Below are 14001 nucleotides of genomic sequence, written 5' to 3'. Positions count from 1 at the left end.
GCTGCCCGCCGCGCCGCTGCCGAGTCCCGTCACGCCGCCCAGCGAACGCGCCAGGCCGCACGCGAAACCGGCCATGCCGTCCGCGAGGGTGCCCACGACGCAGCCGATGCCACTCGCGATGCCGCCCACGAAACCGGCCACGCCATCCGCGAAGGCGCGCACGACGCCGCCGACGCCACTCGCGACGCCGCCCACGACACCGGCCAAGCCGTGCGCGAAGCCACCGAAGACACCGAGGAAAAATAAAATGGGGACAGGTACATTTTTATTTCTTCAATGATCTCGCGGGTGGCGAGATAAGGTCGCGCCGGTCTACAGCGAGATGACCGGGCGGCTGCCAGGCGACAGCGCAAGACCCCACAGCGTTCCCGCGATCGACGCATAACTTCGATGTCCGACGTCGACCTCGAGGTTCTCGACCCCCGGGATTTCCAGCGGCTCGCGGCCGGACGGCCGCGCCGTGTCTTTCCCGAGCGGATAAAGCCGGTCGAGGATCGCATCGCGTCGCGAGAACACGTGCGTGACGCCGGTCCCGCTTTCGATCACCGGCGGCAGCACATCGAAGGCCGACGCCGGCGCGGCCGACCCGGCAAACACAACGCGCTCGACGCTTCCCGGCGGAATCACACCGGCGCGCATCGCATAAAGAACGACGCGGCACCCGAGACTGAACGCGATCAGCGACACAGGCCGGCCCGTCGAGTGCGACATCTCGAGTGCCTTGGCCAGTTCGGCCGCGCCCGCCGGCACGTTCGCAACGGCCTGCGCCCACGCATCGGATGCCTGCTGGCTGCCGAACATCGCCGCCTGCATCAGACCTTTCGAGATGCTTTTGTGCTCGGCGACTTTCCTCGCCACTTCGACGACGGCCCTCGCCCGCATCTCGCGCAGGTCGCCGCTCGGCCAGCGAACCGACAGCAGGTAGTGCGGCCCGCCGCGCGCCGCGTCCGCAAGGGCGCGTTCCACTCGCCCTTTTGCTCCCCCGAAGCCATGCACGAACAGTACGTTCATTCCGTGTCGCGGATCTCCCGCTCGCAGCTACTATGCGGCCCTTTCGATGCCAGTACGAGCCGCCCTCCCCTGAGCTTTTGCGCATTGCGGGAACAGCTGGCCGAAGAGCCAGGAATACTTCTGCACCTGTCCGGGCCGAAGAATTGTGCACATCGCGCGGTGCGCCGTCGCCATTCATTCCTTCGATGGCATCGCGGCTGCCCCGTCAACGTGGTAGTTGCGCGCGATGCTGACTGCCGCGCCGGAGATCGTCGCCGAGGGCTCCGGACGACTTCATGACGCGCTGAAGCAGGTCTTCGGCTACGAGAGATTCCGCCCGCTCCAGGAGGAGATCGTCGCCGCGACGCTCGCCGGACGCGACGTCCTCGCGCTTCTTCCGACCGGCGCCGGCAAGTCGCTGTGCTACCAGCTTCCGGCCCTGCTGCGGCCCGGCCTGACGATCGTCATCTCTCCGCTCATCGCGCTGATGAAAGACCAGGTCGATTCGCTGGAAGCGATGGGCGTCGCCGCAACGTTCCTCAACTCGACGCTCGACGAAGCCGAAGCGCGCTCGCGGCTTCGCGAGCTGTTCGCCGGCCGCTGGCGGCTGCTTTATGTAGCGCCCGAACGGCTGTTTGCCGGCTCGTTCTTTGAACGCCTGCGCGAATGGAACGTCGGCGCCGTGGCCGTCGACGAAGCGCACTGCATCTCGGAGTGGGGCCACGATTTCCGTCCCGAGTACCGGCGTCTTGCCGAGCTTCGCAAGATGCTTCCGCAGGTCCCGTTTCTCGCACTGACTGCAACGGCGACCGAACGCGTCCGCGAGGACATCCTCGCGCAGCTCAAGCTTCGCGATCCGGCGATCTTCGTCGCGAGCTTCAACCGCGCGAACCTCACGTACCGCGTCGCCGACAAGGAGAAGCCGTCGGCGCAGGTGCTCGCGTTTCTTCGCGAGCGTCCGCACGACAGCGGCATCGTCTACTGCCAGAGCCGCAAGACCTGCGAGTCGCTCGCCGAGCATCTGTCGGGTCACGGGATCGCCGCACGGCCCTATCACGCGGGGCTCACTGACAAGCAGCGCTCGCGCAACCAGGAAGCATTTCTTCGCGACGAAGCACGCGTCATCTGCGCGACGATTGCGTTCGGCATGGGCGTGCACAAGCCGAACGTCCGCTTCGTCGTGCACCACGACCTTCCGAAGAACGTCGAAGGTTACTATCAGGAGACGGGCCGCGCCGGCCGCGACGGTCTTCCCGCCGAATGCCTGCTGCTCTTCCGCGCATCCGACGCCGCCAAGCAGATCGGTTTCCTCGACGACATCTCCGATCCGGCGCAACGGCGCATCGCCGAGCGCCAGCTCCGGCAGATGATCGAGTACTCCGAGACGACGTCTTGCCGCCGCCATTCCCTGCTCGCGTACTTCGGCGATCCGTCCGCTGCCGAGGGTTGCGGTGCGTGCGACAACTGCCTCGTCCCGCGCGAGTTGCGAGACGGAACAGTTGCCGCGCAGAAGTTCCTGAGCACGGTCATCCGCGCCCGTGTGGCCGGGTTTCGCGGCGATGCGACGTTTGGCCTCGCGCATCACGCGGAAGTGCTGACCGGCGGCGACACCGAGCGCATCCGCCGCTGGGGACACGAAAAGCTCACGACGTGGGGCATCGGGAAAGAGCACACGCGCGGCGAATGGCAGTCGATCGGGCGCGAGCTTCTGCGGCTCGGCTATCTGCGCTCGTCGACCGGCGAGTTTCCGACCGTCGACGTCACCGAAGAAGGCATCGAAGTGCTTCGCTCGCGCAGCCAGGTGATGCTTGCGCAGCTTCCGGAGCGAAGCACGCGCGCCGGCAAAAGCTCGGGAGATGCGTCCGCACCGCGCACGCCGAAGGGACGCGCCGGCGACATCGTCTGCGACGAGACGCTGTTCGAGATTCTGCGCACGCTGCGGCGCGAGATCGCCGACAAGCTGGCGGTGCCGGCGTATATCGTCTTCGGCGACGTCACGCTGCGCGAGATGGCGCGCGACGTGCCGACGTCGCGCGATGCGCTGTCGGCGATCACTGGTGTCGGCGAGGTCAAGCTCGAGCGATTCGGCGATGCGTTTCTCGATGCGATTCGAGAGTACGCGGCGACTCTGTCCGGCTGACGTCAGGTTGCCGAGCGGACCTCGGCTTTGTGATCGAGCTTGTAGGTGACCATCGCACGCGCGACCGCGTCGCCCGCCGCGTTTCGCACGTCGACTTCGCAGACCTGGACCGAGCGGCCGCGCTGGATGATGCGGGCCGCCGCGACGAGGTCGGTTGCGACCGCGCCCTGCAGGAAGTTCAGGCTGAAGCCGATCGTCGTGCCGCGCGGCGAGCGCGCGAGATCGGCGCGAGTCCATGCTGCAGCCGTTGCCGAGACATCGACGAGCGCGGAGATTGCGCCGCCATGGACGAGGTCGCCGATGGTCGTGACTTCGGGGCGGAACGGGAGGCGCACGCGGACCGCATCGTCTTCGACATCGACGAGCTCCATGCCGAGAAGCGCCGCGAGCGGTGCGCCGACGATGGCGCCGCGGACGACGTCGGTCATAGGATGCGTGGCGGCGGCGGATCTGAGTTCGGACATGCGCTGTTCCTCCTGGTCGACGGGGCATTGTGGAGGATTGAAGGCCGGCGGCAAGGGCCAATTCGGGCGGTGGGAGCGGGACAGGTGGTCTTCTGGCCGGCTACTCAGCACAACGTCAGTCTCTCTATATCATTTACCGCCGGGCGAGTTTGGGAGTAGAGTTCGTATTGTTGAGGTGAGACCTACAATGCAGACGAAACAGGCTGTCCGTGATCTTCTCGACCGCCTTCCGGAAGACTGTACGCTGGAAGAGGTCCTCTATCACTTGCACGTAATTCAGGCCGTCGAGACGGGCCTTGCGGACGCGGAGGCGGGGCGGGTCATTCCTCACGCCGAAGTGGCCGATGCCTTGCGCCGCAAATGGCAACTCGGCCAAGGCCAGTAGTCTGGTCGCAGAGCGCGCAACGTGAGCTGGAAGAAGTACTCGCACACGTCGCAAAGGATTCGCCAAGCGGCGCGCAGTCAATCGCCCACCGGACGTTGGAGGCCGCAGGTTCACTCTCCACGTTGAGCGAGCGCGGTCGGATCGTTCCCGAAATTAACGACCCCTTGGTTCGGGAAACTTTCGTCTACGCCTACCGGCTGCTCTATCGCGTAGCCGAGACCAGGATCACGATTCTTGCGTTCATTCATGGAGCCCGCGACTTCGAACGCTGGCGTCGCGAGGAGCAGTAGAGGAGCGGGTACGCTGATTCCGAGGAAGCGACGCGAAGAGTCGCGCCCGCTCCGCCGTGCAGCCTCTATGCTGAAGCTCGGCCATCGGATACGAAACGGTTTTTCTTCTCTCCCCTCGCATGAACTGATTCGGCGATGAGACACTCTGGCAAATCTCTTACACTCGCGGCGCTCGGAATCTCCGCCTGGGTGGCGTCCGAGTTGATCTATCGCCTGGGGATCATCCCTCGGCTTCCGGAAATGCGACACGTACCAATCGTGTGGTGGTTGGCTTACCTTCTTCCGATTCTCGCCGCGATAGTTGCCGCCGGCATTGTGTCCCGTACTGCACGCGAGGCTTTGACGAACGGACTGTGGCTCGCCGTACCGCCCATCGTTCTCGTCACCGTGTATGGAACATTCACGGGGCTTCCGATCGGGCACGACATGTGGATTGACACTCCGGACTACTGGTTGCGGGGTATCATCCAGGTCTCGATCACCGTACTCGCCGTGGTGATCACCGCAGCAGTCTCGCGCAACGTCGCGATACGCATGGAGCGGTCGAAGACATAAGCAACAAGGAGCGGGCTTGCACATGACGTTGAAGCAATCGTTCTGGATCCTCACAACACTGTTTGTACCAACAGCCATTGCGATGGGGAAAATCGACGTCGATCTGAGAACGGTGCACTCCCCGCACGGAATCGTATCATTCGAGTTCTGCGGTTTTGCTGAATCGTGCTCCGCGATACTCGAAGAGTGGGGCGCGAAAGGTCGGGAGTCCGCAATGTTGAGTCTCGGGCTCGACTATCTGTTCATGCTCGCCTACGCCGGCGTGCTGTGCGTCGGTCTGCTGCTGACTTCCGTGAGTCTCGAGCCGCGGCTCCGGCGGCTCGTCGAACTGGTTGCTGCAGGCTCCATCGTTGCAGGCCTCGCGGACGCGCTCGAGAACTATTCGTTGATTCAGATCGTGTCGGGCGGCGACACTTCCACATACGGCATGCGAGCCGGCACGTTTGCTTCGGTCAAGTTCGCGCTGGCTGGCATTTCGCTGCTGGTGTGGGCAAGCCTCGGTGTGCGGCGCGCGATAGCCGGGAGATCATGACGCTGCCCCATCTCGAAGCGATCGCAAAAAGGGCTCGCAGCCGGCGGGCGCAGTCACGTCATTGCCAGATGGGGCCGCGCCCGGCTCTTTGCGTCGTCGAATGAGCTCCGGATCAGCGCCGAAACCGGCGAGGTCTCGTTCCGGCCGAACGAAGTGACCTCGCTCAAACGCTTCGTAAGGATACGCTACCTGTCATGGGGCCTCGAGATTCATCACAATCGGCGCACGGTAGTCCCGAGGTTGTTCTTCTACACATGGCGGTCGCCCGACGATGTTCTCGAATCCATCCGGCAAGCAGGCTTTGTCGCATCGGGTTCCGAGAATGACTGGTCAGATTGAGGTGATCGACGCCAGCGAGGTGACGCATGGGTGAGTCTGTCGAAGGCGGATGTCTCTGCGGTGACGTCCGATATCGTATTCAAGGCCATCCGCTGAGCAGCGGCACATGCCTGTGCCGCACCTGCCGGAAGGCTTCGGCGGCACCAGTCGTGCCGTGGCTGCACGTCAGTACCGGAAGTTTCTCATTCACCTCCGGCAAACCGGTGGAGTTTCACTCGTCGCCGAATGTCACGCGGACGTTCTGCGGACGCTGCGGCACGCCGCTGACGTACGTGCTGGCGAGCTACGTCAATGCGCTCGACGTGACGACCTGCAGTCTCGACGACCCGGAGAGATTTCCGCCGATGGCGCACAGCTGGATGAGCCACAAACTCGGCTGGCTCCAGCTTGCCGACGACCTGCCGTACTTCGAGGAAGGACCTCCGCTCGGTTGAAGGTTGCGGACAATCGGCTCTGCTCTGCGCATGTTTACGATCCAACTCGCACGACCTTCGGATGTCGGTCGCTTTGCAGCGATCGAGCTTGCCGCCGCGCGGCTGCTCATTGGTCATGCGCCCGAGTCGATCCTCACCGAGAGCACGCATCCTGACGCCCTTCACGCAGCGCAGGCGCAAGGTCGCCTCTGGGTTGCGCTTGAAGAGGACGTTCCCGTCGGCTTCGCGATCGTCGAGATGCTCGCGGACGGCATGCCGCATCTCAACGAGATCGACGTTCATCCCGATCACGGTCGCCGCGGCATCGGTGCGGCGCTCGTCCGCACGATCTGCGCATGGGCGGTGAAGGGCGGTTACGAGGAACTGACGCTGACGACGTTCCGGTCGGTGCCGTGGAACATGCCGTTCTACTCACGGATGGGATTTGAGGAGATTCCGCCAGCGGAGCTGTCGCCGGAGCTTCTCGAAGTCATTCGGGACGAAACCGCACGCGGACTCGATCCCGCCGCGAGAGTGGCGATGCGCTACCGCTGCCCCTGACTCGTATACGCGATTCGGCAGATCGAGACGGCGTTCAGCCGTGCGACGCAAGCCTCCGCACGACCTCGAACAGAACCTCCGTCCCCAACCGCAGGTTCGCGACGCTGATCCGCTCGTTGTGCCCGTGGATCGTCGTAAGCTCCTCGCGCGTGAGCAACGCCGGCGTAAAGCCATACGCCTGCCCGCCGGCCGCACGGTACGCATGCGAATCGGTGAACCCCGGTGAAAGCTGCGGCATCAGGAACGCATCCTCGCCGAGCTTCTCGCGGATGACCTGCGCGGCGATGCTCACGACCGGCGTATCCATCGACGACATGCCGGAGTCGTGCTGGTAGACGATCTCGACCTCGACGTCCGGATCGTCAACGACGCGCCGGATTTCGGCGACGAATTCGAGCGGATCGGTCGTCGGCAGCAGGCGGCAATCCACCGTCGCTTCCGCTCCCGCGGGAATCACGTTGATCTTCTGTCCGGCATGAACGCTCGTGATGCTGCAGGTGTCGTGCGTGATCGCCGACAGGTGCGCATCCATCGACGTCAGCATGGTCAGGACGCCTTCGTCGCGAGGATCGAGATCGGCGGGTAGAAAGCCTTTCTGCGCGAGAGTACGCAGCATCGCTTCGACAGCGGGCGTCAGCACGATGCGCCGCTCGGCTGCTTCGACGCGCGCGAGCGCCTTGACGAGCTTGACGAGCGCGTTCTTCGAATGCGGCACCGACGCATGGCCCGGCATTCCCTTCGCCTTGAGCTTCAGCCAGCACGGGCTCTTCTCGCTCGGCGCAATGCCGACGATCTTCGCTTCACGGCCCATGAACTCGCAGAACCCGTAGGCGCCTTCGTTGAAGACGTAGTCGGACTCGAGGATGTCGGCGTGATGCTCGGCCAGATGATGCACGCCGTAGATGCCGCCCTCTTCCTCGTCGGCGACGGCAACGAAGACCAGGTCGCGATCGAGCGGGATGGCGTGGCGCTTTGCGAGCACCATCGTCAGCAGCTCCATCACCCCCATGCCTTTCATGTCGAGCGCGCCGCGTCCCCAGATCGCGTTCTCGACGACAGCGCCCGAGAACGGATCCATCTTCCAGTGCTCGGGCTCCACCGGCACGACGTCGATATGCGACAGCAGCACGATCGGCTTGTTGCCGCGATTGACGGTTGCCGGGACGCGCGCGGACATCGACACGCGGCCGCTGCCCGCGTCGTAGAATTTCGATTCGATCCCTTCGCGCTTGAGCGCCTCGCGCAGGAACACCGCGCCGGCTTCCTCGCCGCCCGGCGGATTCGTCGTATTGATGCGGATGTAATCTCCGAGAAGCTTCGTCGCGTGCTCGGTGATCTCGTTCCAGTCGATCGGAAGGACGGAGGTTTCGGCGGTTGCTGTCGACATGGTCGGGAACCTTACGCCACTCGACGAGGCAGGAGAAACACGCACGGGCTCCCCTGAGCGCCGTTTCGCACCGGCTCACTTCCGTTGCGAAAACGGGCATGATCCCCTGTCGCAGCTTCAGGGGCTCCCATGACGACCACCAGCGATCCGCAACCCATTCTCGTCGCCGCCATCGACGCCGGCTCGAACGGAATCCGTTTCGCGATCGGCCGCGTGGAAGCGAACGGGGCATTCCGCGAGCTCGAGAACATTCGCGAATCGGTGCGCCTCGGTGCCGATGCGTTCACACACGGGCAATTCTCGGAGGCTACGTTCGCCGCGGCTGCGGGTGCGTTCGAACGTTTCGCCGGACTGATGCGCGCCAACGGCATCGAGCACTACCGCGCCGTCGCAACCAGCGCGACTCGCGATACGGCCAACGGCAAGGATCTGGTCGCGCACGTTCTTGCGGCAACCGGCATTCAGATCGAGATCATCGACGGTCTCGAAGAGGCTCATCTGGTTTTCGCCGGCGTGGCCGCAGAAGTCGATCTGCTCGGGAAGACGTCGCTGCTCGTCGACATGGGCGGCGGCAGCGTGGAGATCACGGTTGCGCGTGACGGCGTTGCGCTCGGATGCCTTGCGCTTCCGATGGGCGGTGTTCGCCTGCTCTCGCAAATGCGTGCCGCCGGAAAATCGGAACGCGATCTCGAAGAGCTCCTCGTACCGTTCCAGGGCGCCGCGGCCGACCTGATCCGCGCGCAGCTCAAAAAGAAGCCGGTCGAGGTCTGCGTCGCAACCGGCGGCAATCCGAACGCGCTCGGACGACTGCGCGTCGCGCTTCTCGGCAAGAGCAAGATCGGCAAGGTCAAGCTCTCGGATCTGGATTCGATGATCGAGCGGCTGCTCGAGATGACGCCCGGCGAGCGCGAGACACGCCTCGAGCTGCGGCCGGATCGCGCGGACGTGATCGTGATCGCCGCGATCGTATTGCGGATGATCATGCGCGAGGCCGAAGTGACAAAGGCGCTCACGCCCGGAGTCGGTCTTGCCGAGGGCCTGCTGCGTCAGGTCGCGGCGCGCGTGCGACGCTGATCGCGCAATCTTCGCCGACTCGCCGGGCGCAGGCACCGCCGGTTCGTGGGCTCGTTGCGAACAGAGCCGGTCCGGCTACGCGCGGCTGACACTGATCAGCGAAACCGGTTCGTCGAATCCGCGCAGCATCCGCCGTCCTGCGGATTCCCACCGCAGCCCTTTGCTCGACGCCTGATCGGCCAGATCGGCCGAGAGCAGAACTTCGTTCGGTACCGCAAGCTCGGCCAGCCTGGCGGCAAGGTTCACGACCGGCCCGTAGTAGTCGCCTCCGCGATCGAGCATCTCGCCTTCGGCAAGGCCCGCGCGCGGCGTCACCGCGTCGTCGTCGGCGAAACGCTCGATCAGCGTCAGCGCGATGTCGCATGCCGATGCTGCATCGCCGGTCACGAACATGACTTCGTCACCGATGAACTTGATGACGCGTCCGCGGCGATTGGTCGCGACTTCGTAGGCCACTTCTTCGAATCGATCGACGATCGACGCGAGGTCGCTTACGGATACTTTGCGCGACAAGGTCGTCGAGCCGACCAGATCGACGAATCCGACACAGCCGTGCACGGTAAGCTGCTCGTACTCGCGGCGGCGCTCGCGAAGCCGAATCGACGCGAGCTGCAGGTGAAGCGGCAGCAACCCATGGGTGATGAGCGCCGGAGCATCGGAGGTCTGACTGGCGCGGAGATTGGCCTTCGCGATCTCGAGCTCCGACGCGCCGCTGCCGACAATCGCACGCATGCGCTCGTGATTGGTCGTAGCCATCGCCTCGGCGATGCGTGCGACCGACGAGCCGATGACGCGCGAAAGCCGAAGCATGCCGGAGCTTCCGAACAGTCCGAGACCGCCGCCGACTGCGGCGAACATTTTTGCCTCGGCCTCGTTGCACCACGGCGCATCCGAAGCGACCGGAGGAAGTCCGAATGCAGTCCGAAACTCGTCGACCTGCTCCATCGTCGATCCCAGCCGGTCGGCAAGCTCCTGCTGGGTCAGGTACGGGCCGGGCCGAATGAACGACATCGATGCGACGAACTGCAACTGACCGATCGCGTTCGCGTGCTTCATCTGGTCGAGCGTGATTCCGCGCGCATCGAGCCATTCGAGCAGCTCGAGGCGCTGCGCCGCTTTCGGTGACCTGGGGTCGTACAGCCCCGCGGCTTCAAACTCGGCAGCAGTCATGGCGACTCGATAGGCGGCGCGACAGCGATCGTCAAGGCGAAGCGAGCGCGCGACGACGATCGTCAAGAGCGCGCGACGACGTCGTCAAGCCGCAGCGAGCTCGGCGACGGCCGGCCCTAGCGCCCGCGCGCGAACCTGTGCGAGAATGCCTTCGGCCCTTGTACTGTCTCGGCCCGACCGGCAGAGGCTATCGAATGACGACAAGGTCTCGCCGGATCGGATTGACCGCTGCGACTCTTACGCTCGCGGTCCTGGTGACCGGCTGCAACGACGGATCAGGCCTGCCGCCCGAACGAAATTGCTATAACGGGTTCGACGACGACGAGAACGGCCTGATCGATTGCGAGGAGCCGTACTGCCGGCGCCTTCCGGTCTGCGCCCTGCCGACCACCACCACGTCGACTTCGGTTGCGATCACGTCGACTTCGGTTGCGATCACGTCCACATCGTCTTCGACCACGTCGAGCACGCTCGGAGGCGCTCTCGCGTGCCACGTTTACTTCCGCCTGACGGACGATGTCACACTCGGCTCGCTGGTGTTCGACACCGACTACAGCGCCGCGCCCGGCGAGTTTTCCGGTTCTGGTGAGGATGTGGAGTGTACCTCGCTGCTCGTGGGCACACTGTCGCAGTACAGCGATGACGACGGGCGGGAGACGTTGACCGCCGGCGTCATCAGCCTGGATGGATTTACCGGCCCGATACTCGTCGCCGACTGCGCGTTCGCAGCAAGAACGACGCCGGTCGCGTCCGACTTCGCCATCACCGTCACGGAAGCGTCGACTACAGTGCTCGTTCCGGTCACGCCGCTGCCGGACGTCGTCGTCTCGAACATCGACTGCCACGAGATCGTGGGGACGACGACCATTCCGTCGACGATCCCGCCTTCGACCACCGAAGGTCCGACGGACACGCACGAACCCGACCGGGACTACAGCGTGCTTTTCCGCCTGACCTCGGCAAGTGCGGGTGCCGGCGCGCTGCAGTTCCACACGGACTACTCCGCTGTCCCGGGCGGGTTCGTGGGTACGGGAGCGGGAGCCGCTTGCACCAGCCTTGTCAGCGGCGCGCTGTTCGCTCCGAACGATGTCGAAGCGATCCGCACGTTGAAACTCGGAATGATCTCACTGGGCCCGATTGCCGCGCCAATCGATCTCGCGCGGTGTATTTTCCGAGCTTCCGACGCACCGGTACCGGAGGATTTTCCGGTCGTGGTTGACGACGCGACCGATACCGATGCTGTCGGAATCACGGCCGAGATTGCGGTAACCGCTGTGACAATCGTTCCGTAATCCCGCGATGTCGCGTCACAGCCCGCCGCGCACCGCGCGCGCGTGAAGCGTCGTGGTCTTCAGGATCGCGTTCACTCCGCCGTCGTTGAAACGGATGGCCCACGCGCCGCTCGTGTCGCTCTGGAACGTCGTCGACGTCCAGTAGTATCCCGACAGCGTGCAGCTGCAGGTATGAATCGTGCAGCCGCCGTTGCAGGTGGTTGCGAACACCGGCCACGTCGACGGTACCTCTTCGCCGGCGTTGAGCAGCGTTTCGAGCTCGAAACGATTCGGAATGCGCCAGTCCGTGTGTCCTGCGAATCCGCCGGATGCATTCAGGCCGGCGAGAAAGTCCGACACGATCGTGCCGTTGATCTCGCCATTTCCGGTCGACCACGTGTATTCGTTGTCGCGGTCGTGAATGCCGCCGGCGTTGTCCTTCTTCTCCCATGTCAGCCCGGTCGCGTCGTCGGTGATCGTGCCGTCGCCGTTGTCGAGGAACGATCGGGCGACGCCGGTCTCCAGAAACCCGTCGGAACGCGACCCGCGATTGATCGTGTCGCCGGTTTTGAGCGGCTGCGCCGGAGCCCCGCACTGCAGATTCACCGGCTGGCCGACGGCCTCCTTGAGCACCGCCAGTGCATCGGACGACGTCACGGTGCCGTTGGCATTGACGTCACCGCACGCCGCCGCTGCCATGGCGGAAGTCGAAGCGGTCAGCAAGACACCGGCCGCCAGCGCAACTACGTTCCATCTCTGTATCCGTCCCATGAGTATCCCTCCGTGCGAAGCGTGGAAAAACTATTCGCTTCGGAGGAAGCCGCAAGCGCTTCCGCGCGTTGCGGCGCCGGCGGCTAGTTCGGACCCATCGGCGGCAGCTTCAGCGTGAACTCCATGAACGCGTAGTTCGCCGACTTCCCGCTGAAGTCGGACTCGACGACGTCTTCGCCGAACATGTGGCCGTAGTAGAACGTCGTCGCCACGTAATCGTTCCAGTTGTACGAGACCTGCGTCTCGAGAACTTCCATCAGCGAGTCCTTTCCGTCCGACGGGCGCCCGCCGAAACCGAATCCCGGCTGCTTGTGCTCGCGTGCCGCGCCGCCGCCGAAGTACCACAGATCGTCATCGTCGCTGAGCCTCACGACGTGAAGATCGGTTCGCCACACGAGGCCGGCTTTCGGCCGCAGGATGACCTGCACGAAAGCGTCCTCGCTGTTCATCAGGTTGTAGAACGTCGACCACGAATAGACGCGCGCGGTCGGCAGGATCTGGAAGAACGTTTCGTGATCGCCGTCGGTGTTGTTGTTGTCGCCGGAGCCCATGTCGAAGCCGGCGCGCAGCCACGGTTTCCACGGGAGCTTCGACGGCTGGAGACCCGCCTCGAATGCGAACGCCCACGCGCTGTGATCGAGCGAACCCCAGTCGCCGCCCTGGTAGGCAAACCATCCGAGCAGATCGACGGGACCGATCGGAGTCGGCACCACCTGGAGCACGTCTCCGCCGATCGTATGAATACTGATGTTGCTCACGTCGGCTTGCCGGATCGCAAGCGGCCGGTTGTCGAGCATCACGAGCGGCTTGTTGTCGACCGGCCGGTCGTCCTCGTAGTAGATGTAGAACAGGCGCGCCGCCGTGTTCTTCGCGTACGACGGGCTCGTAAGGTTGACCGACGCATAGCCGACGGCGATATCGTCGATCTCGTCCATTCCGTCGATGGCCACTCCACCCTGCGTCGGCTTGCCGCCGAACGCGGTCACATTGTACGCATCGTGCGTCCACGAGACCTGCGCGGAATCGAACGAGCGCCCGGCATACGTGAAATCGAACGGGCCGATCAGTCGCTCCGCGATGCGCATGTTCGCAAGCCATGCGAGCGTGGGCTCTGCAGAGATCGCCTCCTTGCCTTCGGACAGCGACAGGCGCCCGCCCCGGACCCACAGGCCCGGAACGCCGAGCTTCTTCAGCTTGAGCGCACCCTGGCGAAGATACACGTCGCCTTCGTTTTCGTTGTCGCCGTTGTTCGCGCGGTAGAGCGCGCCGAGTCCGAGCGGTCCTTCCGTGGGGCCGCCGGTCGCATGATCGGGAAGATTCCCGAGGAACACGCCCTGCCCTTCGACGAGCGCATCGAACCAGTCGTCGGTCCAGGTCGCGGCAAGCCGCAGGTCGCTGCCGACGAAGTCGTACGTGTTGTTCGCCCCAGCAACACCCGACGGCTCGAAGAAATCCCAGACTTCGTTACGAAATCTCCACGCACCGGAAATCTTCAGTTTCGACAGCGCCGAGTGCGGTGCGTCGGCCGCCGCCGGGGTTTCCCCGGCGGCAGCGGCAATCCCTGCAGAAAGCGGCAGTGCGATCGCAAGCGCCGCAAACGCGCGGCTCATTCCCCTTTTTTCAGACATGACGTGTCCTCCGTAAACGGCCTTCGGGTGT

The 14001-nt window shown here is 64.4% G+C and carries 15 protein-coding genes; 9 read left to right on the top strand and 6 right to left on the bottom strand.

Annotation, left to right across the window (positions count from 1 at the left end; all coding sequences use genetic code 11):
- Positions 1–312: 312 nt before the first annotated feature.
- Positions 313–966: a DUF726 domain-containing protein gene (locus VN634_22225; protein HXC53621.1), complete on the bottom strand. Its 654-nt coding sequence runs from the start codon at positions 964–966 to the stop codon at positions 313–315.
- Between the two features lie 271 nt (positions 967–1237).
- On the opposite strand from VN634_22225, the gene recQ reads away from it, so the two are divergent.
- Positions 1238–3130 (top strand): DNA helicase RecQ, encoded by a 1893-nt coding sequence (gene recQ / locus VN634_22220; protein HXC53620.1) that lies wholly within the window; start codon positions 1238–1240, stop codon positions 3128–3130.
- Positions 3131–3132: 2 nt separating this feature from the next.
- Here recQ and VN634_22215 read toward each other — a convergent pair whose 3' ends face one another.
- Positions 3133–3594: a PaaI family thioesterase gene (locus VN634_22215; GenBank protein HXC53619.1), complete on the bottom strand. Its 462-nt coding sequence runs from the start codon at positions 3592–3594 to the stop codon at positions 3133–3135.
- A gap of 187 nt (positions 3595–3781) precedes the next feature.
- On the opposite strand from VN634_22215, the gene VN634_22210 reads away from it, so the two are divergent.
- The 6 genes from VN634_22210 (at position 3782) to VN634_22185 (ending at position 6669) form a co-directional block, all read left to right on the top strand.
- Complete coding sequence (locus VN634_22210; protein ID HXC53618.1) at positions 3782–3979, top strand: hypothetical protein; 198 nt, start codon at positions 3782–3784, stop codon at positions 3977–3979.
- Entirely contained in the window at positions 3955–4269 is a 315-nt protein-coding gene (locus VN634_22205; GenBank protein ID HXC53617.1) for a type II toxin-antitoxin system RelE/ParE family toxin, read from the top strand. The genes VN634_22210 and VN634_22205 overlap by 25 nt, the downstream gene beginning before the upstream one ends.
- A 240-nt stretch (positions 4270–4509) precedes the next feature.
- Complete coding sequence (locus tag VN634_22200; GenBank protein HXC53616.1) at positions 4510–4824, top strand: hypothetical protein; 315 nt, start codon at positions 4510–4512, stop codon at positions 4822–4824.
- A 22-nt stretch (positions 4825–4846) separates the two neighbouring features.
- The gene (locus tag VN634_22195; GenBank protein HXC53615.1) at positions 4847–5356 is read left to right on the top strand and encodes a hypothetical protein; all 510 of its coding nucleotides are present in this window, start codon (positions 4847–4849) and stop codon (positions 5354–5356) included.
- A 365-nt stretch (positions 5357–5721) separates the two neighbouring features.
- Positions 5722–6129: a GFA family protein gene (locus VN634_22190; protein ID HXC53614.1), complete on the top strand. Its 408-nt coding sequence runs from the start codon at positions 5722–5724 to the stop codon at positions 6127–6129.
- A gap of 30 nt (positions 6130–6159) precedes the next feature.
- Positions 6160–6669: a GNAT family N-acetyltransferase gene (locus VN634_22185; protein HXC53613.1), complete on the top strand. Its 510-nt coding sequence runs from the start codon at positions 6160–6162 to the stop codon at positions 6667–6669.
- A gap of 34 nt (positions 6670–6703) precedes the next feature.
- Here the strand turns inward: VN634_22185 and VN634_22180 are convergent, their stop codons facing one another.
- The gene (locus tag VN634_22180) at positions 6704–8056 is read right to left on the bottom strand and encodes a M20/M25/M40 family metallo-hydrolase (protein ID HXC53612.1); all 1353 of its coding nucleotides are present in this window, start codon (positions 8054–8056) and stop codon (positions 6704–6706) included.
- A 129-nt stretch (positions 8057–8185) separates the two neighbouring features.
- Between VN634_22180 and VN634_22175 the strand changes: the two genes are divergently transcribed.
- On the top strand, positions 8186–9130 hold the full coding sequence (locus VN634_22175; GenBank protein HXC53611.1) for a hypothetical protein: 945 nt from the start codon (positions 8186–8188) through the stop codon (positions 9128–9130).
- Positions 9131–9205: 75 nt separating this feature from the next.
- Here the strand turns inward: VN634_22175 and VN634_22170 are convergent, their stop codons facing one another.
- Positions 9206–10300, bottom strand: coding sequence for an adenylate cyclase regulatory domain-containing protein (locus tag VN634_22170; protein HXC53610.1), 1095 nt, complete (start codon positions 10298–10300; stop codon positions 9206–9208).
- Positions 10301–10494: 194 nt separating this feature from the next.
- Here VN634_22170 and VN634_22165 point away from each other — a divergent pair, with 194 nt between their 5' ends.
- Positions 10495–11592 (top strand): hypothetical protein, encoded by a 1098-nt coding sequence (locus tag VN634_22165; GenBank protein ID HXC53609.1) that lies wholly within the window; start codon positions 10495–10497, stop codon positions 11590–11592.
- Positions 11593–11607: 15 nt separating this feature from the next.
- Here the strand turns inward: VN634_22165 and VN634_22160 are convergent, their stop codons facing one another.
- Complete coding sequence (locus tag VN634_22160) at positions 11608–12342, bottom strand: DUF1566 domain-containing protein (protein HXC53608.1); 735 nt, start codon at positions 12340–12342, stop codon at positions 11608–11610.
- A gap of 83 nt (positions 12343–12425) precedes the next feature.
- Positions 12426–13970: an alginate export family protein gene (locus VN634_22155; protein HXC53607.1), complete on the bottom strand. Its 1545-nt coding sequence runs from the start codon at positions 13968–13970 to the stop codon at positions 12426–12428.
- Positions 13971–14001: the final 31 nt, after the last annotated feature.

Source organism: Candidatus Limnocylindrales bacterium (assembly GCA_035571835.1).
Classification (GTDB): domain Bacteria; phylum Desulfobacterota; class Binatia; order UBA1149; family CAITLU01; genus DATNBU01.
Note: the sequence above shows the minus strand (reverse complement) of the source record. Positions and strands in the feature narration are given on the sequence as shown.

What these genes read in the sequence shown, in the direction of transcription:
- recQ (HXC53620.1), top strand. Translation starts at nt 1,238, where the DNA reads ATGCTGACTGCCGCGCCGGAGATCGTCGCCGAGGGCTCCGGACGACTT.
- VN634_22215 (HXC53619.1), bottom strand. Translation starts at nt 3,594, where the DNA reads ATGTCCGAACTCAGATCCGCCGCCGCCACGCATCCTATGACCGACGTC.
- VN634_22210 (HXC53618.1), top strand. Translation starts at nt 3,782, where the DNA reads ATGCAGACGAAACAGGCTGTCCGTGATCTTCTCGACCGCCTTCCGGAA.
- VN634_22205 (HXC53617.1), top strand. Translation starts at nt 3,955, where the DNA reads ATGGCAACTCGGCCAAGGCCAGTAGTCTGGTCGCAGAGCGCGCAACGT.
- VN634_22200 (HXC53616.1), top strand. Translation starts at nt 4,510, where the DNA reads ATGCGACACGTACCAATCGTGTGGTGGTTGGCTTACCTTCTTCCGATT.
- VN634_22195 (HXC53615.1), top strand. Translation starts at nt 4,847, where the DNA reads ATGACGTTGAAGCAATCGTTCTGGATCCTCACAACACTGTTTGTACCA.
- VN634_22190 (HXC53614.1), top strand. Translation starts at nt 5,722, where the DNA reads ATGGGTGAGTCTGTCGAAGGCGGATGTCTCTGCGGTGACGTCCGATAT.
- VN634_22185 (HXC53613.1), top strand. Translation starts at nt 6,160, where the DNA reads ATGTTTACGATCCAACTCGCACGACCTTCGGATGTCGGTCGCTTTGCA.
- VN634_22180 (HXC53612.1), bottom strand. Translation starts at nt 8,056, where the DNA reads ATGTCGACAGCAACCGCCGAAACCTCCGTCCTTCCGATCGACTGGAAC.
- VN634_22175 (HXC53611.1), top strand. Translation starts at nt 8,186, where the DNA reads ATGACGACCACCAGCGATCCGCAACCCATTCTCGTCGCCGCCATCGAC.
- VN634_22170 (HXC53610.1), bottom strand. Translation starts at nt 10,300, where the DNA reads ATGACTGCTGCCGAGTTTGAAGCCGCGGGGCTGTACGACCCCAGGTCA.
- VN634_22165 (HXC53609.1), top strand. Translation starts at nt 10,495, where the DNA reads ATGACGACAAGGTCTCGCCGGATCGGATTGACCGCTGCGACTCTTACG.
- VN634_22160 (HXC53608.1), bottom strand. Translation starts at nt 12,342, where the DNA reads ATGGGACGGATACAGAGATGGAACGTAGTTGCGCTGGCGGCCGGTGTC.
- VN634_22155 (HXC53607.1), bottom strand. Translation starts at nt 13,970, where the DNA reads ATGTCTGAAAAAAGGGGAATGAGCCGCGCGTTTGCGGCGCTTGCGATC.